General features: G+C 35.9%; 17 protein-coding genes and 1 pseudogene. 11 read left to right on the top strand and 7 right to left on the bottom strand.

What is annotated here, in order from left to right; translation table 11 throughout:
* The gene (locus BLR30_RS03565; RefSeq protein WP_089854876.1) at positions 1-2,337 is read right to left on the bottom strand and encodes a GumC family protein; all 2,337 of its coding nucleotides are present in this window, start codon (positions 2,335-2,337) and stop codon (positions 1-3) included.
* Between the two features lie 8 nt (positions 2,338-2,345).
* On the bottom strand, positions 2,346-3,134 hold the full coding sequence (locus tag BLR30_RS03560) for a polysaccharide biosynthesis/export family protein (protein WP_089854874.1): 789 nt from the start codon (positions 3,132-3,134) through the stop codon (positions 2,346-2,348).
* 1,324 nt (positions 3,135-4,458) lie between these two features.
* On the opposite strand from BLR30_RS03560, the gene BLR30_RS03550 reads away from it, so the two are divergent.
* The 7 genes from BLR30_RS03550 (at position 4,459) to BLR30_RS03520 (ending at position 11,647) form a co-directional block, all read left to right on the top strand.
* Positions 4,459-5,154, top strand: coding sequence for a helix-turn-helix domain-containing protein (locus tag BLR30_RS03550; protein ID WP_175443595.1), 696 nt, complete (start codon positions 4,459-4,461; stop codon positions 5,152-5,154).
* 49 nt (positions 5,155-5,203) lie between these two features.
* Positions 5,204-5,620 (top strand): hypothetical protein, encoded by a 417-nt coding sequence (locus BLR30_RS03545; protein ID WP_089854864.1) that lies wholly within the window; start codon positions 5,204-5,206, stop codon positions 5,618-5,620.
* 294 nt (positions 5,621-5,914) lie between these two features.
* Complete coding sequence (locus tag BLR30_RS03540) at positions 5,915-6,436, top strand: hypothetical protein (RefSeq protein WP_089854862.1); 522 nt, start codon at positions 5,915-5,917, stop codon at positions 6,434-6,436.
* 87 nt (positions 6,437-6,523) lie between these two features.
* Complete coding sequence (locus tag BLR30_RS03535) at positions 6,524-7,333, top strand: fimbrial biogenesis chaperone (RefSeq protein WP_089854859.1); 810 nt, start codon at positions 6,524-6,526, stop codon at positions 7,331-7,333.
* Positions 7,326-8,351 (top strand): hypothetical protein, encoded by a 1,026-nt coding sequence (locus tag BLR30_RS03530; protein ID WP_089854856.1) that lies wholly within the window; start codon positions 7,326-7,328, stop codon positions 8,349-8,351. Before BLR30_RS03535 ends, BLR30_RS03530 begins: the two co-directional genes overlap by 8 nt.
* 8 nt (positions 8,352-8,359) lie before the next feature.
* Positions 8,360-11,158, top strand: coding sequence for a hypothetical protein (locus BLR30_RS03525; RefSeq protein WP_139164580.1), 2,799 nt, complete (start codon positions 8,360-8,362; stop codon positions 11,156-11,158).
* Between the two features lie 129 nt (positions 11,159-11,287).
* A complete protein-coding gene (locus tag BLR30_RS03520) occupies positions 11,288-11,647 on the top strand; it encodes a prevent-host-death protein (protein ID WP_089854849.1) in 360 nt (119 codons plus the stop codon).
* A gap of 297 nt (positions 11,648-11,944) precedes the next feature.
* Here BLR30_RS03520 and BLR30_RS03515 read toward each other — a convergent pair whose 3' ends face one another.
* Both BLR30_RS03515 and BLR30_RS03510 read right to left on the bottom strand, forming a co-directional pair.
* Positions 11,945-13,198 (bottom strand): hypothetical protein, encoded by a 1,254-nt coding sequence (locus tag BLR30_RS03515; protein ID WP_089854846.1) that lies wholly within the window; start codon positions 13,196-13,198, stop codon positions 11,945-11,947.
* 162 nt (positions 13,199-13,360) lie between these two features.
* Positions 13,361-16,306 carry a glycosyl hydrolase 115 family protein gene (locus BLR30_RS03510; RefSeq protein WP_089854844.1) on the bottom strand — a complete coding sequence of 982 codons (2,946 nt, stop codon included), beginning with the start codon at positions 16,304-16,306 and terminating at the stop codon, positions 13,361-13,363.
* Positions 16,307-16,723: 417 nt separating this feature from the next.
* On the opposite strand from BLR30_RS03510, the pseudogene BLR30_RS17995 reads away from it, so the two are divergent.
* The 4 genes and pseudogenes from BLR30_RS17995 to BLR30_RS17980 all read left to right on the top strand — a co-directional run.
* A pseudogene (locus BLR30_RS17995) lies at positions 16,724-17,359 on the top strand (glycosyl hydrolase 115 family protein); the annotation flags it as partial.
* A 74-nt stretch (positions 17,360-17,433) separates the two neighbouring features.
* Complete coding sequence (locus BLR30_RS17990; RefSeq protein WP_262484102.1) at positions 17,434-18,024, top strand: glycosyl hydrolase 115 family protein; 591 nt, start codon at positions 17,434-17,436, stop codon at positions 18,022-18,024.
* Positions 17,921-18,985, top strand: coding sequence for a glycosyl hydrolase 115 family protein (locus tag BLR30_RS17985; protein ID WP_262484103.1), 1,065 nt, complete (start codon positions 17,921-17,923; stop codon positions 18,983-18,985). Before BLR30_RS17990 ends, BLR30_RS17985 begins: the two co-directional genes overlap by 104 nt.
* Positions 18,976-19,296: a hypothetical protein gene (locus BLR30_RS17980; protein ID WP_449390415.1), complete on the top strand. Its 321-nt coding sequence runs from the start codon at positions 18,976-18,978 to the stop codon at positions 19,294-19,296. The genes BLR30_RS17985 and BLR30_RS17980 overlap by 10 nt, the downstream gene beginning before the upstream one ends.
* A gap of 220 nt (positions 19,297-19,516) precedes the next feature.
* Here BLR30_RS17980 and pgl read toward each other — a convergent pair whose 3' ends face one another.
* Genes pgl through gndA form a run of 3 tightly spaced genes read right to left on the bottom strand, consistent with a single transcriptional unit; the run spans position 19,517 to position 23,169 of the window.
* Complete coding sequence (pgl, locus tag BLR30_RS03500; RefSeq protein ID WP_089854840.1) at positions 19,517-20,230, bottom strand: 6-phosphogluconolactonase; 714 nt, start codon at positions 20,228-20,230, stop codon at positions 19,517-19,519.
* A gap of 26 nt (positions 20,231-20,256) precedes the next feature.
* A complete protein-coding gene (gene zwf / locus BLR30_RS03495; RefSeq protein WP_089854837.1) occupies positions 20,257-21,738 on the bottom strand; it encodes a glucose-6-phosphate dehydrogenase in 1,482 nt (493 codons plus the stop codon).
* Positions 21,739-21,750: 12 nt separating this feature from the next.
* On the bottom strand, positions 21,751-23,169 hold the full coding sequence (gene gndA / locus BLR30_RS03490) for an NADP-dependent phosphogluconate dehydrogenase (protein WP_089854834.1): 1,419 nt from the start codon (positions 23,167-23,169) through the stop codon (positions 21,751-21,753).
* Between the last annotated feature and the right edge of the window lie 193 nt (positions 23,170-23,362).

Raw genomic sequence — 23,362 nt, 5'->3', positions numbered from 1 at the left:
TTATTTAAAAATTTTACTCCACCAAGTTTTTTTAGCTTCTTTATTATTATATCCATAGCCATAACCATAATTATAGCCATATCCGTAGCCTCTTGCTTTTTTGGAAACATCATTAACAACAAAAGAAACATTCTTTAATTTTGATTCTTTTACAAGATCCTGAGCGAAATCAATAAGTATATTTCTGGAAACTCCTGATCTTACCACATATAGTGTTGCATCTGCTACGTCTGCAATGCTTAGAGTATCCGAGACAAGCATAAGCGGAGCAGAGTCAATAATTATATAAGCATATTGAGATGCCATCTGAGCAATCAGAGCCTGATATCTTCCGTTGGAAAGAAGTTCCTGAGGGTTCGGAGGAATTGCTCCTGCGTAGATTACGTCACAGTAAGAATTAGTGTACGACGTATGGATCAAATCTTCTACGTTTACTGATTCATCGTATAAAAATTCCGTAAGACCTTTTCTTTTTACAGGCTCACTATCATATCTCTGAATCTGAGGATTCCGGATATCTGAACCTATGAGCAGCGCTCTTCCACTTTTATTTGCCAGAGTTAGCGCAAGATTTACTGAAACCAAGGTTTTTCCTTCGCCTTTTACAGAAGATGTGACGATGATAACCTTTGCAGAATCTTTTTTAGGAAGCACAAATTTAAGATTGGAAGCTAAAACTCTAAATGATTCTGCAAGCTCTGTAAAATCATTTCTTTGTACCAAATGATTATCATCTACTTCTAAGGAAGGGATATCGACCAAAACACTAAGATTTGATCGTTCCTTGATATCATCTTTAGTGTAAATCTTATCATCCAGAAGAAAAATTAAATAGAACGCAGCAAATGGAATAAATAAACCTAATAAAAATGCTCCTAAAATAATAATATCTTTTTTTGGAGAAACAGGAATATCATCTGTATATGCGGGATTTACAATTTTTGCCTTTGGAACATCAACAGATAAATTGATAGCATTTTCTTCTCTTTTCTGAAGGAGAAATAAGAAAAGCTGTTCTTTAAGATTCTGCTGACGTTCTATACCTCTGTAAATTTTAGATTGCCCCGGAACCTTTTCTATAAGATTATTACTTGTATTGATCTGATTCTGTAATTGTGAAATGGTGGCTTTTACTGCATCTTTCTGTTCACGGATATTGTCTCGGATAATATCTTTTAAAGAAGCAATTTCCCGATTCATTTCTATTACAGCAGGGTTTTCATTGGTGGCCTGCTTCAGAGTCTTATTTCTGCTGATGAGCATCTGATTGTATTGCGCAATTGACTGCTCGAGTGAAGGATTTAATCCCAAATTTGATGGCATTAGCTGATTATTGCCTTTTGCGGCTTCAGACGTAAGTGAATTTAAAAGATCAAGCTGAGCCTGCTGTTGAAGGAGCGCTTTTGTATTGTCACTTGTATTTTGTAAAGCCAACTCAGCCTGTGCCTGAAGGTCAACGATGCGGTTTTGATTTTGAAAATTTTCTTTCTGATTTTCTACACCTGAAAGATCCTTGGTAATTACCTCTAATCTTTTATCAATAAATTTCTGAGTATTTTCTGCCTGCAGGTTTTTATCTTTTTGTCCGTCTAAATTGTACTGACGTGTCAACTCGTTAAGAATTGTTTCCGACTTTATAGGAATGGTTCCTACGAGGCTGATATCCATTAACAAAGCCTTATCATCTGGTATATCTACCTGAATTGTTTTTTCGAGTTTTTTAACTTTTTCAATCGGATTCCAAAAAATAATTTTATATCCTGATTTTAAAGCGTACCGAGCATCTCTTCTCAATATCACAGTCCCAAAATCAAGCTTAAGAGGCATATTGAATGTTCCTGTGAACTTTCCATATTTTTCATTAACAAGCGTAAAATTGTTTCCGCTAATTTTACCCAGATTATATTCGGAAGATTTAAACTTTTCATCAAACTTTAAAATAGTTGCTGATATCGGAATATCCGTAAACAACTGAGAATCTTTAATATCTCCTGTATTAAAATATTCAACATTCAGATTAAGATTTTGAACAACCTGATTGAGGATTGGCCTTGAGTTAACTACAGCAGCTTCACTTTTAAGCTCATCCGCATTTCCAAGTCCTATACCCAGATTACTAAGGTCAGACAATGCGGAAGTAAGATCGTTTTCCTTTTTATCGAATTTAAGTGTTGTTTTAGTCTGATATTTAGGGACACTGTATCTGAGATAAATATATGCACCGATCACACAAACTAAAACAGATGCCACAAACCATGGCCATTTGTAAAGGTACTTGGAGATGGTCTTTCTTAAATCAATTTTCTCTTCCTTTTCCTGAAGTTCTATTTGTTGCATATTTACACTTATCTTTTTAAAGCAATAATTAAAGTAGCTGCCGTTAATAATGTACCAATAATCTGAAAAGTAAGAGCTCTGTTAGGATTTGAATTTGCCTGAATCTGCTTATTTTTATCTGGCTGTACATACAATATATCATTTTGCTTCATATAATAATACGGAGAGTTTACGATGTCGGATCTTGTAAGATCAAGATTTACGATTTCATCACTACCTTCGTCTGTTGTTCTGATAAGCTTCACATGAGTACGATCACCAAAATCTGTCATATCACCTGCAAGACCAACTGCCTGGAATACATTGATTTTCTGGGAAACGCTTTCTTTCTGTCCAGGTTGTTTAACTTCACCTAAAACACTGACATTAAAGTTTTTAAGAGTAATTGTTACCAAAGGATCGGTAAGATATCTTTTTAAACGTGATTCAAGATCTTGTTTTAACTGAATCTGTGTCATTCCTTTAGTATATATGCTTCCTAAAACAGGAAAGTTAATATACCCCTCTTCATTCACAAGATATTCACTAGGTTGTACATATTGATTCATTCCAGTGGCAGTCTCACTTCCAACCTTATTTGCTGTGTTGAGATTAAAAGGCTTTACAGCAGCCTCGTCAAGCGCGGAAACAAGGATAAGAAGAACATCTCCTTCCTGAATGTGTAAACCCTGAAATTTTGCTTTGGCGACTTCTTCTTCCATGTTGCTTTTTGACATGTACACCATATTCTGTTTGGGTTTGCATGATAATAAAGTAATAGATACTAATATCAGAAGAGTGATAATATTTCTGTTCATATATAATTTTAATCTACTGTAATAACGCGTCTGCTTGTTTAAATATCTAACTAATGAGAGAACTAAACTTTTAATAAATCTTTTTTAAATTAAATTTTTAAATTTATCAACGTACTTCTTAATCAATTTGTTTGCCGAAATTACATTTTTGATGTAAAATTTTAGCTAAAATTCGTAATTACCACACAAACAGACAAATTAAATTATGTTAACTTTTTCAAACTAAACATAAATACTTTTTTGGAAAATGTAATTTTGTTTATTCATCACTTAAACTACTTAAGATCATCATTTTTTCATTTTTTACTAAAAAATTGGTTTCTTACTTTTACAGACATCATACAAAAATGCATCTTTAAAAATCTTCTGAATGTAAAATTCAGAATTAGTTTTTGCAAAGAATAAGAAAAATTTAAAAAGAAAAAAATAATTGAAAGAGAAATCAGAATCAATGAATATCTTTGTATAAGACCTGCCTCCATGGTATTTAAAAAAAACATATCACTCAAAAGAGTGTGAAGAAAAAGGCACAAGAGTTTCATTTTAATAGTATATGATTTCAGTACCCAAATATAACAATTATGTATAGATTAGCTATCAGTAATTATTTTATTAAGACGGTACAAATATAAGTTTTATTACAATTTAATCTTAAAAATTCCAATACGGCAAATATACATATAATCTTAATATTGCAAATCCATATTTAAAATTCTAATATTCTAGCTATATAAAATATCAAATAACGTCATCATAATTAATAAATTATTTTAACGAAACCCAGATGAATATTTTACTATTATCATGATAAAAAATCTTGTTTTAAGAAGATCACCAGCATAAATAGCAGAAGGAAATTAGAATAAATTCTCCTTATATTTTAATTAATTATAGACTTTATTATACTTTACGGAAAATATTAAACACAAACATTCTAATAATAGATTTATCCGCAAATCATCGTTTACTTTCACCTGAGCCAGATTATCCTTTATTTATAAACCTCCAAAGACATATTTCCATCAAAATATTAAAAATAAATATTCACATTTATAAATAAAGACTAACAAGAAAAATATCGAAATAATTCAATACTAATATAGAATTATCTCTAATCAAATAATATTTATAGCATAATTCAAAAAATTATATTAGTCGGCTACAAATTTTACTACAATATAAGATGTATATAATTACAGATCAGTTAAAGGATATTGGGTTTAGTGTGAATCGACTGGATCATATTATTAAAAGAAACAATAACAAAAAAAAACTGAATACTCTGGAATTTTATTGTATTTGTATTATTTTGAAAGACATCCGTATGAGTGTAGAAAACGTACCTTATACCATAGAATCCAGCAATATGGTTTTCATTGGACCTCAGAAAACTGTTGAATTTGATACGGCAAACGGTCACGATGCACTGATTATTACCTTCTCATCAAGTTTTTATGAAAGATCCGTGAAAGACAGTCTTTTCTTAAACTCAAAACTTTTTTTTAATGACAATTCAGACATATTCACCGCTCCGCTCATCAATCAAGAAGAAATGCGGATTGTCTTTATGGATCGAATGGAGAGCTTCCGGAAGAAAGACAGGAGTCTGTATATTTCAGCAGCGCATAATGCTATCGAGAAACTTATATTAGATGCTTTCTTATATATTCCTACGCAAGAGGTAAGAAAAGATGTAAAATTTGATTATCTTTATTGTGTTAATCGCTTCAAGATTATATTGCAGAGAGATTACAAAACAAGTAAAAAAGTTTCCCATTATGCCAGCGAGCTAAATATAACTCCCAGAAAACTAACAGAAATGACAGAATATATCCTTGGAAAAACAGCCAAGCATGTCATTATAGAAAAACTGATTCATGAGTCTAAAAAATTATTGAGTTATTCAAATTATACCATATCTCAAATCGCTTATGAGCTGGGATTCAGCGATGAAGGAAACTTTACAAATTTTTTTAAAAAACATACGCAAAAAAACCCTTCTGAAATGAGGAATAATTAAAAAATAATTGTATATTTGATTAAGTAACCATAAGGTGAAAAACAAACAGATGCATATCAAATATTTTTTTATTTTAGTCTGCCTCATTACTTTCACTTTTTTCCGTGCACAAAACGACGGAACAACGGTTAACATACGCTTGTACCCGACTCAGACACTTACCATTAATCCGGCAAAAACAGATACCGGATCTTCTAAGGAAAGTGATCACCAGGATACAAAATTTATTATGATTTCAAGCCCTTCAGGTTTTGAGGTAAAAATGTATCAGGATCTCTATAATGAGAAAGCCGGATTTAAAAATAAAAATCAGGAGATGCAGGAAAAAGAAAACATTCAAAACCTCATTAAATATAAAAAAGGAGTGATTGAAAAAATATTTGAAATAGAAAATAGTAAAAGTGATAATAAGAAAGGCTCATCTAAAGAAAAGAAACACTATATTCTGACGATGATGTCTAATTAATAAAGAAAAAATTACAATTAAGAGAATAAATTTTCACATTTAACCATTTGTTAATTTTTTATACATAATTTATTAATAGTACTTTTATCATAAAATATTATTAGTTGTAAAGTTATTTTCCCTTCCATAATTAATTTTTATTGAAAATTCAATAAAATAAATATCGTATGTTGCTAATTCTCAGCGACAAAAATCACAAAATATTAGTAGTTTTTCACAATAATCCTATCGAACTAAGTGTATACATTTGCATCAGATTTTTAAACTAATAACATTAAAAAAATAACCGCAATTATGAAAAAGTGTATTATAGCATCACTTGCTTTACTAGGGTTTGTAACCATCAATGCCCAAAACGTTACTCTAAACGTAAGACTAAAACCTATTCAAACACTCGTAGTAAACAACTCTCAGAAAATCGTTAACTTAGACTACGTAACAAAAGATGACTATGCTAATGGTGTATCATCCCTTAACACTGACCACTTGAGTATTTACAGTACAGGAGGATTCCAGGTTAAAGTAAAAAGCGCTAATGCAGCTTTACAAAACGGAGGAAAAAATATTCAGGCTAACACTATCCAGATCAAGGCAAGTGCAGGTTCTGAAGCCGTAAACGGAGCACAATATGCACAGGGTACTACTCTATCTGCCAACGAAACTACTTTAGTAACATCTACCGCTGGTGGTGTAAACAAAAAGATCAGCATCGAGTATAAAGGTGCAGGCGCCAATGCATACATTGATAATTATATTGCAGGACAAGACCCTACAATCTATACTACCGAACTTACCTACACTATTATTGCACAATAATAAGATACTGTAGATATTATAACCAAAATAAAATGCTACAAGTAATTGTGGCATTTTTTTTCTGCTGTCTCAGTCTTTACTATGATAATGAACAAGACCTACTTATCCCATTTTATTTTATTTTTTTTTCTGATTTCCTTTTTTTCGCTATTTCAGGCTCAAACCGGCGTTTCGGTTTCACCTCCGAGATTGTATTTTGAATCAACTGCAGGAAACAGTAATACACAGAAAATAACAGTCACCAATGTGAGTACCAAAAATTCTCTGGATCTGGCCATAAGCCTTGGCGACTGGGAATACAATGAGAAAGGCGAAAATATGATGTCTGCTGCCAATAGCCTGAAAGTATCCTGTGCAGGATGGGTCAGTGTAAAAAAAGAAGACAATTACTTTTCGTTAGGTCCAGGAGAAAGAAAAGATATTGATGTTACCATAACGGTTCCCAACAAACTGTCTGATACATTGGAGGCACACAGTGCCGTTTTGTATGTAAGCCAGATGAACCCGGTAGATGATGTAGACAGTAAAGGTGCAAAAATAAAAGTAAGTATCCGGTCCGGAATAAAAATATTTCACAAATTACCTTCTGCAAAAGCAAAAAAAATAGAAATACAGAACCTGACTTTCGATAAATCTAAAAAACAACTGAATTTGTTTTTTGAAAATGAAGGAAATGTATGGACAGACGGTAAAGTTTACACAGACTTTGTGAATGTGGAAAACGGTAAAAAAGTATCTATAGATGCTATCGTATTTTATACCATGCCCGGAAATAAAAGAGAAATGAATATTTCTCTCCCCGAAGATCTTCCGAAAGGAAAATATACAGCATCCGTAATGATCGATTACGGCGATAATAATCTTGAACTCGGCGAGTTAAATTTTATGTATGATTAAAATTTTTTCATTCCTGCTGCTATTGGCAGGTCAATATATATATTCACAAATTTCCTATTATTCATGGGTTAATAGCTACCTGCAAATCAATTCTTACGAGGGAAATACCAATCCCGATGCCTACACGGCTATGATGAGCGGAAACGGTAATTTTAATGTTCCGTTCTGGAAACTATCTGCAAAGCTTAAACAGCCTATCATGACCAACGATGGACAATACACTATGCCAGGCAATAAAGTTTCCCTGCATCCTGTTTCCGCTTCAGGACAGGCTGATCCTGGTCCAACTCCAGGCATTTCACAGATCGGAATGCCTCTTAATGTAGTACTTCAGGAAGGACAGGAAGTATTTCTAGTCCCGAAATCCAATGCCACACTATATAACCAGCCGGCACAGAATAACGGATATTACAATTTACAGATTAAATTTAGCCTGACTGTGATGGGAGGTGCTTACCTTGGTAATTATCCCGCTTGGATTAAATTCTATGCGCCCGTTGAATTTACAATGTATGACCAGTACAACAATGTCATTGGTAAAATGAATCATATTTTTGAACTGCAGATCGGCACCCTGTCCGGAACTCCTCCTGTAGACATTCCTGAATTGTCATTAACTTTTGCGCCAAGTGCGCAGAATGCTCTTCTCGAATTCAATAGCATGGATGATTACACGAATGGAGTAAGCGTAACCTACAATAATGCTTTAATGGTAAAAAGCAATACCAATTATCAGATTAAGCTAAAGTCTCTGCAATCTCAGTTTACATCATCATATGGTAATTCTATCCCGATTAATGCGGTAAAGATGGCTCTTAATTCTGCAACGGCTAATACGAGTGTATTTCCTATCTCGTTAAGCGCATCGCCACAGCTCGTCGCCAAAGGAAATGCCACACAGGGCAACACCGTATATTATGATGTGAAATATTCAACTATCCATAATGATGAAATATTTATTAACGCAAAATCAGACGATTATTCAGCTACTCTCCAGTATGAGATAACGCCCCAATAAAAACTCAAATGTCCTCTAATAACCTACAGAAAACTTTCCTTTTATTATTAATTTTATTCCTCTCAGTTTCAGCTTCTGCTCAAATTGGCAGCGGAATCAGCATGGAAATCCGTGACGAATCCAGCCTTGGAAGAGATCGTATCATAAGTACAATTGTTGAAATTAAAAATAATTCCCTGAACAACTTTAAAGGCAAATTATTCATCAATGTTCCTTCAGGTTTCAGGAATATCTCCGGAAATATGAATGAAATAGATGTAAACGCCGGTGATAATATCTATCTTCCCGTTAAATTCCTGATTAACAGCAACGCAGGTTTCGGAGAAAGTGAAATCGTATTTACCCTGAAAGATATGTTAGATCATGAAGTCTTGAAACAGACGATGACCCACAACATTCCCGAAAATAATGCATTAGCGATCAGTACAGACACTCCTTTAATCTATATGAGCAATGTAACCGACTCAATAGAAGTAAGGGCAAGAGTTTCAAATTTAGGAAACAAACCACAACACGTTACGGTCGTTTTCAAAATTCCGGAAGCAGATCAGGGAAGCTTTTTCGTAGAAAAAAAGGGAGTTATTGCGGTACAGAAAGATTCTGTGTTTATCTATCGATTCAGACCGTCGAGCAATCTTATGAAAACACCACAATTCAGTGTGAACATTGTCGGTTTCAGAGAACCCGATAAAGAAATGTTCGGAAATAGTATTACATCTATTCAGAACAATTCTTCAACACAACATTATATGTCTTTAGACAATAATAACCTCAATTATACCAAAAACAGTATTACTGCAAGCTACAGATATATGGGGCAGCAGACAGCATTGTACCAACTCATCGGCTCAGGAGGTTTTAATCTTCCTTCCGGATATGTTTTCATAAGAGGAAACATCTACAAAACCAATGGTTTGGAAGACCCTATCGTCAATAATACTTTCATCACATATCACAGGGAAAAAAGTGAATTTACCGTTGGGAATATCAGTAAGATCATAGAACTTTCTTTGTACGGACGAGGTGCAGAATATGCTTTCACTTCTCACGATAAAAATAAAAGGCTGGAAATTGGTTTTATAGATCAAAGTTTCAGTCTTATAGAGAGAACGCGATTTTTAGAATTAGGATACGGATTCTATGTGAGAGGAATATTGGGAGCAAATAATGCAAGTAAAAATATCTCTGCAGCATATGTTTTTAAAAGTGACCCTTACGAAAAGGTGAAGCATAATTTACTGGGTACAAATTTCCAATATGCATTTAATAAAGAATGGAATTTAAGCGCCAAACTTTACAGTGGAGTAAGTTTTTATGAAAGTATCAACAAAACAAAACCATCCGGAGCCCTTGAAACCCAATATTCCGGAAATATCAACAAGGTAAATATTAGCGGAAATTATTCCTTTAGTTCAAATTATTATCCCGGAAACCAGAGAGGTATAGTTCAGTTGCAGCAAAATATTTCTTCAAGTATTTTTAAAGATCATTCTGTTTTTGCCAATATGATGCTCTCTAATTTTTCGCCAAAATTTTATTTCTACGACAATAATTTAGAAACGAACAGTGTAAGACTGGAAACAGGATTCAACTTCCCTAAGAGAAAAAGCCTGGGACTGGGGCTCAGCTTTCAGTATCAGAATGAAAACTCAAATACCTACAATACTTTTTTCGGACTTACAGAGAATAAAGAGCTTAAAGAAATGACGGCAAAAAGACTCATTGAGCGTATAAGCTGGTCGAGTCCTGATAGAAAGCACTCCTCTATTCTCGGTATAGAGACAGGAATCGTAAACTATCCCGATTCTGACAAAGATAGATTTCAGATGAAATTTATGGGAAACTATGCCTACAAATGGCTTAATCTGCAATTCATCTATCAGTATGGAAGCTATTATCTTTCGGAATATGCCTTTTCAAAATTATTGGGAACCAACAATACTTACGAAAAAAAATCTGTTTCGGCGTTCATTACCCATACTATGCTTAAAGGTAAACTCAGTATTAATTCGGGGCTTTCTTACACTGATGATACGCTTTACGGAAAATCACCCTCCGGATTTGTAAATCTAAAGTATTCAAAAGAAAGATATGGCTTCTACGTGAATTCGTCATGGTTTAATTATTCAATGAATACTTTCACAAACAACCTTTTAACTGTTGAAGCCGGAGTTACAATTAATCTAAGAAGCAATAATCTGGATCCCGGAAAGAAAGGAAACATCAAGGCTTTTGTTTATTATGACCGCAACAATAATAATATTTATGATGAAGGCGACGAAAAGGCAGTTGGGCACATTATTATGCTTAATAATATTTCATTCAAAACCAATGATGAGGGAACTATTGAGTACAAAGCTATTCCTTACGACAGATACAGCCTTAAACAGGTAATCCAACAGGGTTGGTATTACGATGAATCTGAATTTGACGTTAATAAGCATCATTATACTTTTGAGATTCCATTACATCGAAACGGAACTGTTCAGGGTAAAATAAATTATGTTTTTGATACCAAAACTGCGCTTGAATTTGATCCTAAATCGGGAGGAATCCTCTTTGATATCTATAAAGATGAAAAAATGGTGAGACACATCATTACTGATGATAATGGTGAAATAATATCTTTCATTGAATCGGGAGATTACAAGATCCGACTGAACGAAAACTCCCTGCCGTCGAACACATACTGCGAAAATACGGTTCAGGATTTTAAGGTAGAAGCGGGTAAAATAACTGAGTTGAATACTTTTGTGATAAAAGTAAAGGAAAAGAAAATCAGAGTGAAGAAATTTAGCAGCCAATAGCCTGAAATTCAGCACTTGTAAAGGTAATGAGATTCGAAAAAAATAAAATTTTGTATAAATGACAGATTAGATGAACTATTTATTTTGAATTTTTTCATCTTCTGACTACATTTGTACAAATTTAAATTTATGAACTATACGCTTGATCTCAACACAGAGAAATCCGGCTCCAATCTTATCTTTAATACGATTACATTCGATTCGTTTAAAGTTAATATTATTGAAAGATACACTGGGAAAATGAATTTTAACCCAAAATTGTGTGAGGTTATATTTAAAGTGAGAACACTTGACAACGAACTTATTCAAAGAAGAGACGGGAACCTGAGAGTAAAAATCAAAGATGAAAAGTTTGAAACTTATCAGGAACTATCAAAAGTATTAAGCTCCTATAATTACAAAAACAAGCTTCTCAACAGAAAAGAAGCAGATCAGAATTACGTTCATTTTATGTTGAGTATGCTGATCCAGCATTATGAACTTAATTAATTTCTATCCGTATTGAGTTTGGTCTGTAAATATAATCATCATTAGCTTTATATATGCGACAGCAAACCACTGCTGTCGTATGACTGGCTGAACTCAAATATAGATATTATCCTCTTCCCCTAAGATAAACTATTTCATATTATACATACAGCTAAGGTGTAATGCCGCAGGCTATATTTTATTCTAAATATTTAGGTCAAGATATTCTGGGTTCAGACATTGAACATTTCATATGATTGTTCTCCAATATATTGCAAATAAAAACCCTTCATAAAGAAGGGCTGCATTATAAAAGGTTTACCATTTAATTCTCGGAAGAACTTTCCTGACTTCTCTTTCAATATTCCCGCCGGCTTTACGGAGTTCATTGCCTGTATTGCGAAGTAATTTCACCGCTTCATGATTATAACCCGGTCCTGTTGTGAAATCCTGAACCACATTATTAAAATTTCTCACAATATCATTATTGGGCCCAAAATGCTGACTGATTTCTTGTCCAAGAGAATTTAAAGTCCTTACAATCGTATTATTTTTACCGAAACATCCTTTATCACCCCCTACTCCTATTGTCAAACATTTATTAAGTTCCATTGCGGTAAGCTGACCGCCTGCACATCCAACAAATACGTAAGGCTGTCCGCCGGATGTAGCAGCACACTGAACTGCAATCGTCGCCTCAGTATTCAGATTAAATTTATCGGCTCCATAACACATGGCAGTATTCATAAAATTCACTTGCCCGGTCTGAGCCTGTTGTTTTACACAGGAAACGAGCTTTTGCAATTCAGGATCTGAGACTTCTCCTGCCAGACACAACGGATATTTGCTGTAGTCTGTCCCAAATTCTCTATAGCATTTTGCAAGGGTTTGAGCATATTGCTGCTCTTTGCTTCCTCCCATCACGCCAACCATACACAAAGTCTGCTCTTCCACGGTCGCCGAATTTTTAACACATTTATAGACTTCATTTTCTTTTCTACCAGTCATATTTGCAATCATACAGTCGCCAAAAGCACTTTGATTAAGCTGATTACCTGAAGTTAATGATTGATTATAACAATTGACGGCAGCCTGCTCAGAAGTTATCATTACGTCACCGAACGGCTGATCCTTGTTAACGAGATTAACCGGAATGGGAGTCACATTTCCACTTGCGGTCATGATTCCGATATTCGGGTTAGTCTGTACAGGTTGATATATTACCGTCAGCGGTGCGGGTGGCTGGAAATCGTATTTTCCAATCACTCTGCTGCCTAAAGCATAGTCGATCTCAATAAAGTTTCCGCGATAATCCAGAAAATAGGCATTTCTGTAAGGGTTAACAGCCGGCAGTCTCAGAAACATCATCCCTGAAGGATCGCGTTGTGCAAAGCCTCTGTTTCCGGGATTTCCGTCCTGAACGACTAAACCGTTATCGTATAAAGAGAAAACCTGCCCTCTTAACTGATCAAAAATTTTCCCGACATAGTTTTGTGCAGAGAAACTAACGCTGGTAAAGAGGAATATGATAATCCCCAGAAAGCATTTCACTTTTGTAATTAATGTCTTCATAATTAGTTATTTTGGTTTTATAAAATTACCTCTTTTAGCTAAAAATTTTAACCAATTAATTGAAAATACTACAAAAGTGTAATGCTTTCTAAAATATTTCATTTTATACTACAAGAATAATAATTGCAGGAAAGGGTTTTAGTTATTGATATTAATCTAACATTATCTTTCAGGTGCACCCAGATAACTGGGATATTTATCATTTGGGTTGACAATAATACGCTCTAATACCACTTCCGGATCTATCATAAAAACTTTTAATGTGTGAATACCTTCTGTTTTCACATCCAGCGTCGCATTCAGCCAACGCTGATTATCAAATACTTCGGTACGGCGAGGCTTTCCTCGTGAAATCAAAGCATAGTTGTGTCCGAATTCCGGTAGTGGTTTCAATACTTTTGAACGACTTAAATTTTCTGGTGTGTATTCTTTAAATTCATCGTGATAGCCTTTTCTAGCATCGATAATAACAGGTTCGCCATTGTCAATAGAAACTGCTATTCTTAATCCACGACCCGGGTTAACATCCTGTGTTGGAAGAATACCAAGTAAAACATTAGCAGCACCTGCTTCAGGAAGAAAAATATTATATTCCAATCGAGGGGCATTTTCAGGGGTTGAACTTGGAGCAGTTGTAGGATCAATGCCCATACAGGCTTCGGCTCTTCCCAATCCCGACAGAACAATCCATTTTGCATTATTTCCTGGTACATTAGCGCTGAATTTGTTTGCAGGAATAGAAAATTCACCGGAGTATCCTCCATAATAATTATCTTTACTTTTAGGCGCAGTTTTTTTTAATGCATTGATAATTATGGGTACTTTGGTATTGCCTTGATTAATCTCTATTAAACCAGAGCTCTTATCGGCAGGAGCTTTTTTCCAATCGATATCTACATAAATGCGTTGTTCTTTTACAGTCTTTCCTTTGGTTGTACTTAATCTGATCCACGGCTGATTTGCTTTAGCGGTAAATTGGACCAATCCTGTTCCACGGTTAAAAACGTCAATATAGTAACGCTGCTTATCCAGCGCATCAAATTGCGGAAGTTCTGCTTTTACTTCTGTTCCCGGCCAAGCATCTGTACTACCTTCCACTGCAACACCCAACGAAGGAGAAGCTAAAGGCGTAACCATATCAAGAGGAGGCAATGTATTCTCTCTCGGCATAGACCATTTTTGATAACCCAAATGTACATCGCTCATCATATTTTTCCATTTTCCACCGGCAATAGAATCATTGTAACGGGCAGTCAGTTTTTTATCCAACTCAAACAATTCTCTTGCACGTTCGGCGTAATCATTAGCACTTACCCTGCCTTGTTTGGCGTACAGATTGTTACGGCCAGCTGCCAGATAAATCTCCGCAACGCCGGCTGATGCTTTGGTTGGATAAAGCACCAACTGATAATAAGCATCCAATGCTTGTTTCGGCATTTTCTTTTCCAGAGCTTCTGCTTTTGCTGCAAAATCCCGCCAAAGCTTTTGTACACGTTCTGCTTCGTGATAATTCACGAAACTGAAAATATTAGGATCCTGAACCTCAGGCTTACGCATCAGGTTGTATTTGGAGTATTTTGATACGATTTCTGCGATTTCTGCGGCGTGCTCTTTTCCGAAAATCGAAGCTGCCCAATCCTGCATATAATCAAAAGTTTGGTTAGCAGAGATAGCATCGGGATTCCAGGCATAACGCATAATAAAATCAATCGGCATTTCCTTTGGTTTAAGGTCTCCAACATTTACAATCCAGATACGGTCGATGCCGCTTTTATACGCCAGGCTGAACTGTTCATGCAATTTTGGTACGGTAGTCGTATTGATCCAGCGATCATTCCACGGGCCTCCATTCATATCAATATGATAATATAATCCCATACCACCTTTACGTTTAAGCTCTTTTGCAGGTGCGGTACGTCGGATATAACCCCAATTGTTATCGCAGAAAAGCAGTGTCACATCATCCGGAACATTCATTCCGGCATCATAATAACGTTGTACTTCCGTGAATATCGCCCAGAGCTGAGGAACTTCTGCCGGATCTTTATTATACACTTTCTCGATAATCTCACGCTGGTCAGAGATCACTTGCTTGAGGATTTTAATATTCTCTGCATCATCACCTTTTCCCATTGCAACATCACCGTCACCACGCATACTCATTGTAATGATGTTATCGTAATTCTTATTTCTTTCCAGACCTTCGGTCCAGAATTTCTTCAGATTTTCTGCGTTTGTAACATAATCCCAAGCCCCGATTTGTTCTTTTCGTTTGGTGTATTCTTTCTGCGCCCGCATCATTGGTTCGTGATGAGACGTACCCATTACAATCCCATATTCATCGGCAAGGACAGGACTCATCGGGTCATCCTCATTAAAAGCATTACCCCACATTGCAGGCCACAAATAATTGGCTTTCAAACGAAGTAGTAATTCAAAAATATGAGTATATACTTTAGAATTTATTCCGCCAAAATGTTTTGCAGACCAACCAGAAAATGAAGGACTTTCATCATTAATGAAAATACCCCGGTACTTAACCTTTGGCGATTCCTGCAGATAACGACCTGCTTTCACATAAAGATCTGTACTTTTTTTTACCGGAGCATCAGCCCAATAATACCACGGGGATACCCCTATCTTTTCTGAAACATCATAAATGCCATATATCGTTCCGCGTTTATCACTACCGGCAATGATAAGATTATCTCCAACAGTTTGGATCACAAAAGATTCCCATTTGTTTTTTACGGCATCCACTTTCAGCTTACCGTTTGCTACAAGCTGATCGATCAATTTACTTTTGCCAATAGTCCCTACAATGATGGCTCCAGGCGAAAGTTTTGTATCTTTAACTACTGGGAATGCTACGTTTGTCACTTTACGTACATCATCGGCCAAATCATTTGCTGCACGTATAACGCCTTTCCAGTCATCCTGATCTACAATAATCTTTGCGGTAGTTCCGTTGGCTGCAATCCGGAAATCACCTTTTTCGCCTTTGGACTTTATATAATTTGGTAATAAACTAAGTGTATTATGAACATTTTGTGCATTTGTTAGTAAACCAATAAACAGCAAAGTGAGAAAAGCGAATTGTTTAAACATAATTGATTTTTGTGGAATTTACGCTACCTTTCAAACGCAGCATACTTAGATTAAATGATAAATATAAAAAATTAAATGTAATTTCTACAATTAATTAAAATATGAATCTTCACAAATTAAAAATTTGGTATTCAAGCGTCATTTTCTAATCATACAAATGATGAATTATAAAATTCACATAACTATTAAAACAAAAACATTAGACTGTTACATATCATAAATTATACTGTAAAAGAGCCTGAAATCCTCTGTTTTAATAACAATTTAATTTTTTTTTCAAGAAAAAAAAGCTTAGTTTTAAAACTTCTATCTGGAAAACTGTCAGAAATTAGATCATTTTAATTGTTGTTTTCTGCATCTGGCAACAATACCTAATTTTTTCAAATAATATAAATACAGGCATTAATAAGATTTAATATGAAAAATTATTTTATACTACTGTTATCATTATTCTCTTTCAATTTATTTGCAATAGATCACAATAACATTGTTTCTAATGAACTTAAACCTGGCAACTTTCCTCTGATAGAAAATGGTGTTCCGGGAAAAATACTTATTGATGAAAATGATGACTCGGCCGTAAAAATCGCAGTTGCCAATCTTCAAAAAGATTTTGAGAGAGTTTCGGGTCGACAAGCTGAAATGATGTTTACGTCTCAAGGCAACAGATTGATTATCATCGGTAGTTTGGGCAGTAGGTATATCAAAATGCTCATCAAAAATGGAAAAATCAACGAAAAAGAGTTAAAAAATAAAAACGAGAAATATATAATGACCGTTGTTAGCAATCCTCTGCCTGGCGTGCACGAAGCTTTGGTAATCGTTGGAAGCGACAGACGCGGAACGGTGTACGGAACTTATGAACTCTCTGAACAGATCGGGGTTTCTCCGTGGTACGACTGGGCAGATGTTCCCGTTATAAAGCATCAGAATTTATCTATCAAACCCGGAAAATATACCGCCGGTGAACCAGCAGTAAAATACAGAGGCATTTTTCTAAATGATGAAGCGCCTTGTCTGACGACCTGGGTATATAATACCTATGGCACAAAGTATGGTGACCACCGTTTTATGCCAGAGTTTTTGAGCTTTTGCTCCGTTTACGTGCCAACTACCTTTGGCCTGCAATGTGGAGCTGGAGTTTCTATGCGGATGATGATAAAAACAGCGAAACCGCAAACCAAATGGGCATTATTATGGGGACATCCCACCACGAGCCTATGGCGAGAAATCATCAGGAATGGGTAAGAAAAAGAAAGGAATATGGAGAATGGGATTACAGAACCAATCAGAAAAATATCGATCAGTTTTTTAAAGAAGGTATTCAGAGAGCTGCCAAGACGGAAGACCTGATTACCATCGGTATGCGTGGCGACGGAGATACACCAATGGGCGGAAAAGAGGGAGAAGATCATAAAACTGTTCCCAATGATGCAGAAAACATAAAACTACTTGAAAAAATTATCCGAAACCAAAGGAACATCATAAAAGATGTCACAGGAAAACCTGCCGATAAAACACCTCAGATGTGGGCATTGTACAAAGAGGTTCAAAGATACTATGACAATGGACTGAAACCACCCGATGACGTTATTATCTTACTTAGCGACGACAATTGGGGGAATTTGCGCCGTCTTCCGAGAGGAAAGGAAAAGAATCATCCGGGCGGGCGGGTACGGAATTTATTATCACGTAGATTATGTAGGTGCGCCACGTAATTCAAAAACGATCAATGTAAGCCCGATTCAAAACATCTGGGAACAGACACAACTGGCTTATGATTATGGTGTTGATAAAATATGGATCGTGAATGTAGGCGATCTGAAACCTATGGAATATCCGATTCCGTTATTTTTAAATATGGCCTGGAATCCGAAAAATTATACGAATGAAAATCTTCTGCAACATACCAGAGATTTCTGCGCACAGCAATTTGGAGATAATCAGGCAGATGAAGCGGCAAGGATATTAAATCTATACAGCAAATACAACGGAAGAGTAACTCCTGAAATGTTGGATGCCCAAACCTATAATCTTGAAAGCGGTGAATGGAAACAGGTTTCAGATGAGTATCTTAAACTGGAAGCCGAAGCTTTGCGTCAATATGTAAGTTTAAATCCTGAATACAAGGATGCCTATAAGCAATTAATCCTTTATCCGGTACAAATGATGGCTAACCTGTATGAGATGTATTATGCTCAGGCCATGAACCATAAATTGTACAAAGAAAATAACCCCGAAGCCAATTTTTGGGCAGACAAAGTAGAAAGTACTTTTAAAAGAGATGCTGATCTAAGTTACGATTACAATCACGTAATGTCCGGCGGAAAATGGAATGGCATGATGATTCAGAAAAAGATTGGTTATACTTCATGGAATGATAATTTTCCTAAAGATACATTACCGAAAATTTACCGTATTAACTCAGCTAATAAATCAGGAGGTTATGTTTTTACCGCAAAAAACAATGCAGTTGTGATAGAAGCCGAGCATTATTTTGAATCTAAAAATTCTCCATCTGCCAACTGGACAACCATTCCGTATATGGGCAGAACATTGAGCGGTGTCGCTTTGATGCCTTATAACAAAGAAGTAACCAATGCTTCCGTATCTTATAAAATGAACATTCCAGAAGGCATTGATAAAGTTAAAGTCCATGTTGTTGTCAAATCTACATAGCGTTTCATGATCCGAAAGGACATCATTACAGTGTGGGATTTGCGGGAAAAGAAGAAAAGATTATCAATTTCAATCAAAACCTTAATGAAGATCCAGCTAATATTTATTCGGTGTTCTATCCTACCGTTGCAAGGCGGGTCGTAGAAAACGAAACAGAACTTCAACTACCAAAAACTGAGGATGGACAGCAAACGTTAATCATCAAGCCTCTTGATCCTGGAATTGTTTTTGAGAAAATCATCGTTGATTTCGGAGGATATGAAAAAACCTATCTTTTTATGGATGAATCGCCGTTTACAAGATTACATTGAAACAATTTATTGACTTCTCGAATTCATTAAATTTATTTCCCATTTCAGTCGTATCTCATTAATCTCACTACCTATCGACTATAGAGATTTTGATCTATTTTTTGTAAAAGAATATTTTCAATATCAATCAACTATTAATCAGCAGTTAACGCAAAAATAATGAGTTCCAAATTTTAGTTTTGGAACTCATTTTATTTATTAGGCAGAACGGATTTTACATTCAATCTCCCATCGCTTTATGATCTGTGAAAAATCTGAAATTTTCCTTTTTCTCGATAAGCTGCATCGGGTATAATTCCGGATTGTACGCTCCGTTTAAGACTTCATTTAGTGCGTGCTTTTTAGATTCACCAAATGCTACCGCCAGTATATTTTCAGCCTTGTTAATGATCGGTGCGGTCAGTGTTATCCTGAACATTTCCTGAGGTTTCAGATAATAGGCATCTACCCATTTATCTTTTTCATTCAGAATTTCTTCACCCGGAAATAATGATGCTGTATGGCCGTCATCCCCCATTCCGAGAAGAATAAAATCAAAAATACCATCATATCCGAGAACGTTTCGGATCTGTGATTCATATTCCTTTGCAAAATCTTCAGGAAGAACGTTATCCTTATACATTGGGAAAATATGTTCTTTATGTGCCGGTACTTTATCTAATAATGTTTCAAAAGTCATTTTCGCGTTGCTTTTGTCATCATGTAACGGAACCCACCTTTCATCGACCCAGAAAAAATAGATTTTACTCCAGTCAATTCTTGTGGCATATTCATTCGTTGCCAACAATTTAAAAATAGCTTTAGGTGAAGAACCTCCGCTTAACGCTACAGAAAACTGTCCTTTTTTCTGTATTGCCTTTTCTGAAAGCTCAGCAAAAGTTTCCGCCGCTTCTTTATATAATTTATCTAAATCATCAAATACTGTGATATTCATTTTAAGTTCTTTACATTAATACTAATTTACCACCAGCTGTCTCCCTGCCTTTCTACCAGTGTAAAGCTTTCATCCGGTCCCCAGCTTCCAGCTTTATAGTTCGGGAAAGAATTGTCTTTACTGTTTTGCCAAGCTTCCTGTATCGTTTTTACCACATCCCATGCTTCCTCTACCTGATCGGAACGCATAAATAAGGTAAGGTCTCCCAAAAGAGCATCCAGCAGTAATGTTTCATAGGCTTCGGGCGTGTCATCCTGACATACGAAGTTATCAAATATCATTTCTACAGGTTTAAGTGCCAGTGAAAGTCCCGGTTTTTTTGCCATAAACTGCAACCTGATATCCATCAAAGGCTGAATATTAATGATAAGACGGTTGGCCGTCAAATGGTGTTGAGTATCTGAAAAAGTGGAATGCGGAAGCGGCTTGAACTGAATGGTAATATACGAGTGCTTTTCTTTCATTTTCTTCCCGGTGCGTACGTAGAAAGGAACGTCCTGCCAACGCTCGTTATCAAGGTAAAATTTTACAGCCACAAAAGTCTCGGTGTTGGAGTCCGGCGCAATACCTTCTTCCTGTCGATAGCCTTTAACTTCCATGCCGTGCAGGAAATTTTTCGCGTACTGCCCGCGTACGGCATAATGATCTACCTTATCTGCCGGAATTCTACGGATAGATTTCAGAACATCTACTTTGCGGTCTCTGATCTCGCCTGATTCCAGTGAAGCCGGTGGTTCCATGGCTACCATACAAAGAATTTGAAGCAAATGATTCTGGATCATATCACGCAATGCACCGGTCTGCTCATAAAAAGTACCTCTGGTCTCTACCCCTACTTCTTCCGCCACGGTAATCTGCACAGATTCTATATGCTTATGATCCCAAAGCGGCTCAAAAATAGAGTTTCCGAATCGGAAAGCCAGAATATTCTGCACAGTCTCTTTTCCCAAATAGTGATCGATTCTGTAGATCTGTTCTTCTTCAAAGGTTTCTGCAAGAAGTTTATTGAGCTCAATCGCAGACTGTTTGTCGTGTCCAAAAGGCTTTTCGATAATAATTCTGTCTTTTTTTGAGTCAGAAGCCAAAGAACTACTTTTAATGTGATTGGAAATGGTAGCAATAAAATTGGGACCAATGGATAAATAGAACAATCTGTTGGCTCTTGTTCCGTAAATGGCATCAAATTCGTCCAGTTTCTTCTGAAGATCCTTATAAGAGTTTTCTTCATCCAGCTGATGTCTGAAATAGGTAATATGAGCCTGAAATCCTGCCCAGTCTTCCTGTGTCAGTTTTTTTCTGGAGAAATTTTCCAGGTTTTCTTTGACGTAATTTTTAAAATACTCATCTGTATTGTCTGCCCTTCCTAAAGCGAGGATATTGAATCCTTTGGGCATTCTTCCGTCGATATATAAATTATAAAATGCCGGGAAAAGCTTTCTTTTTGCGAGGTCGCCTGTAGCACCGAAAATGATGATAGTAGTGGGCCGCAGGGTTTTATTTTCGTTCATTCTTCTCCGAATTTATTGATTTGTACTTTGCCACGACGTGTGAAAAACACCTTCTCTGTCGATTCTCTGATAAGTATGCGCGCCGAAATAGTCTCTTTGTGCCTGGATCATGTTTACAGGAAGTGATTTTGTAGTATAGGCATCAAAATATCCCAATGCTGTCTGCAATCCAAGACTTGGGATTCCGTTTGAAACGGCAAATGCAGCTGTTTTTCGTAGGGACTTTACTTTAGATTTTACCAATTCAGAAATTTCTTTATCAAGCAAAATATTTGTCAGTTCAGGATTTGCTGTGTAAGCGGTATAAAATTTCTCGAGAAGTAAAGAACGGATGATACATCCTCCTCTCCATATTTTCACCACATCTTTTAATGGAATACCGAAATTATATTCTTCAGAAGCTTTTATCAGCAGCGCCAATCCTTGTGCATAGCTGATAAGAGTCGCAAGATAAAGCGCATCCCCTACTTCACGGATAAACAGATCCTTGTCTTCAGGGCTTGCAATCTCTTTTTCGGAATACAGTTCGGAAGCCTGAATTCTTTCCTCTTTATAGGCAGATAAAATTCTTGAGGTAACGGCAATATCAATCGTCGGGATCGAAACACCTATTTCCATAGCCTGTTCGGAAGTCCATTTGCCTGTTCCTTTTGCACCGGCTTTGTCTAAGATTTTATCTAAAAGATCACCATCCGATAAAGAATCTTTCTGTTTAAAAATATCTCTTGTGATTTCTATCAGGAAGGAGTTCATTTCACCGCTATTCCAATCTCTGAAGACTTCATAAAGTTCATTATTATTAAGCTTTGCTCCTCTTTTAAGAAGATCATACGCTTCACTTATTAGCTGCATAATGGCATATTCGATTCCGTTGTGAACCATTTTCACATAATTTCCGGCTGAGCCACTTCCCATATAAGCGGTACATGCCTGGTTATCAACCTTCGCTGCGATTGCTTCAAGCATGGGCTGAATAAGATGAAAAGCTTCAGAATCTCCACCCGGCATAATGCTAGGACCTGTTCTGGCACCTTTTTCGCCACCTGAAACCCCTATTCCCATAAAATGCAGACCTTTAGACGACATATCTGCAATACGTCTGTCGGTATCTTTGAAATAAGAATTTCCGGCATCGATAACAATATCTCCTTGATTTAAAAGTGGTGAAATATCATTGATTACAGCATCTACAGGTTTTCCGGCCGGAACCATAAGAATGATTTTCCTGGGAGTTTCCAAGGTTGCTACAAATTCTTTCAGTGAAACTGTTCCTTTAATTTTCATTTCCGAAGTGGCATCACTGTGCAGTTGTTTTACTTTCTCTTCGTCGAGGTCGAAACCTGCTACAGAAAATCCGTTGTCTGCAATGTTGTAGAGAAGATTTCTACCCATGACACCGAGACCGATCATCCCGTAATTATATCCTTCCATTGTATTGATATTAATATAAATTCTGTTATACAGACAATAAATTTACGCAAATGCAAATGATGAAAAAAATAATGGTGAAAAAATCGTATTTCAGGCTTGAAAACCATGAAGGTAAATATTCAACCAAAACATTAAAATCACAATATTTATTTAAAAAATACAGCTTATCATTACTTTTTTAAAGTTAAAATCC

The sequence above is a fragment of the Chryseobacterium taeanense genome (assembly GCF_900099685.1).
GTDB classification, from domain to species: domain Bacteria; phylum Bacteroidota; class Bacteroidia; order Flavobacteriales; family Weeksellaceae; genus Chryseobacterium; species Chryseobacterium taeanense.
Note: the sequence above shows the minus strand (reverse complement) of the source record. Positions and strands in the feature narration are given on the sequence as shown.

What these genes read in the sequence shown, in the direction of transcription:
- BLR30_RS03545 (WP_089854864.1), top strand. Translation starts at nt 5,204, where the DNA reads ATGCATATCAAATATTTTTTTATTTTAGTCTGCCTCATTACTTTCACT.
- BLR30_RS03515 (WP_089854846.1), bottom strand. Translation starts at nt 13,198, where the DNA reads ATGAAGACATTAATTACAAAAGTGAAATGCTTTCTGGGGATTATCATA.
- BLR30_RS17990 (WP_262484102.1), top strand. Translation starts at nt 17,434, where the DNA reads ATGTGGAGCTGGAGTTTCTATGCGGATGATGATAAAAACAGCGAAACC.
- zwf (WP_089854837.1), bottom strand. Translation starts at nt 21,738, where the DNA reads ATGAACGAAAATAAAACCCTGCGGCCCACTACTATCATCATTTTCGGT.
- BLR30_RS03535 (WP_089854859.1), top strand. Translation starts at nt 6,524, where the DNA reads ATGAACAAGACCTACTTATCCCATTTTATTTTATTTTTTTTTCTGATT.
- BLR30_RS03520 (WP_089854849.1), top strand. Translation starts at nt 11,288, where the DNA reads ATGAACTATACGCTTGATCTCAACACAGAGAAATCCGGCTCCAATCTT.
- BLR30_RS03525 (WP_139164580.1), top strand. Translation starts at nt 8,360, where the DNA reads ATGTCCTCTAATAACCTACAGAAAACTTTCCTTTTATTATTAATTTTA.
- pgl (WP_089854840.1), bottom strand. Translation starts at nt 20,230, where the DNA reads ATGAATATCACAGTATTTGATGATTTAGATAAATTATATAAAGAAGCG.
- BLR30_RS03540 (WP_089854862.1), top strand. Translation starts at nt 5,915, where the DNA reads ATGAAAAAGTGTATTATAGCATCACTTGCTTTACTAGGGTTTGTAACC.
- BLR30_RS03550 (WP_175443595.1), top strand. Translation starts at nt 4,459, where the DNA reads ATGAGTGTAGAAAACGTACCTTATACCATAGAATCCAGCAATATGGTT.
- BLR30_RS03510 (WP_089854844.1), bottom strand. Translation starts at nt 16,306, where the DNA reads ATGTTTAAACAATTCGCTTTTCTCACTTTGCTGTTTATTGGTTTACTA.
- gndA (WP_089854834.1), bottom strand. Translation starts at nt 23,169, where the DNA reads ATGGAAGGATATAATTACGGGATGATCGGTCTCGGTGTCATGGGTAGA.
- BLR30_RS03565 (WP_089854876.1), bottom strand. Translation starts at nt 2,337, where the DNA reads ATGCAACAAATAGAACTTCAGGAAAAGGAAGAGAAAATTGATTTAAGA.
- BLR30_RS03530 (WP_089854856.1), top strand. Translation starts at nt 7,326, where the DNA reads ATGATTAAAATTTTTTCATTCCTGCTGCTATTGGCAGGTCAATATATA.
- BLR30_RS03560 (WP_089854874.1), bottom strand. Translation starts at nt 3,134, where the DNA reads ATGAACAGAAATATTATCACTCTTCTGATATTAGTATCTATTACTTTA.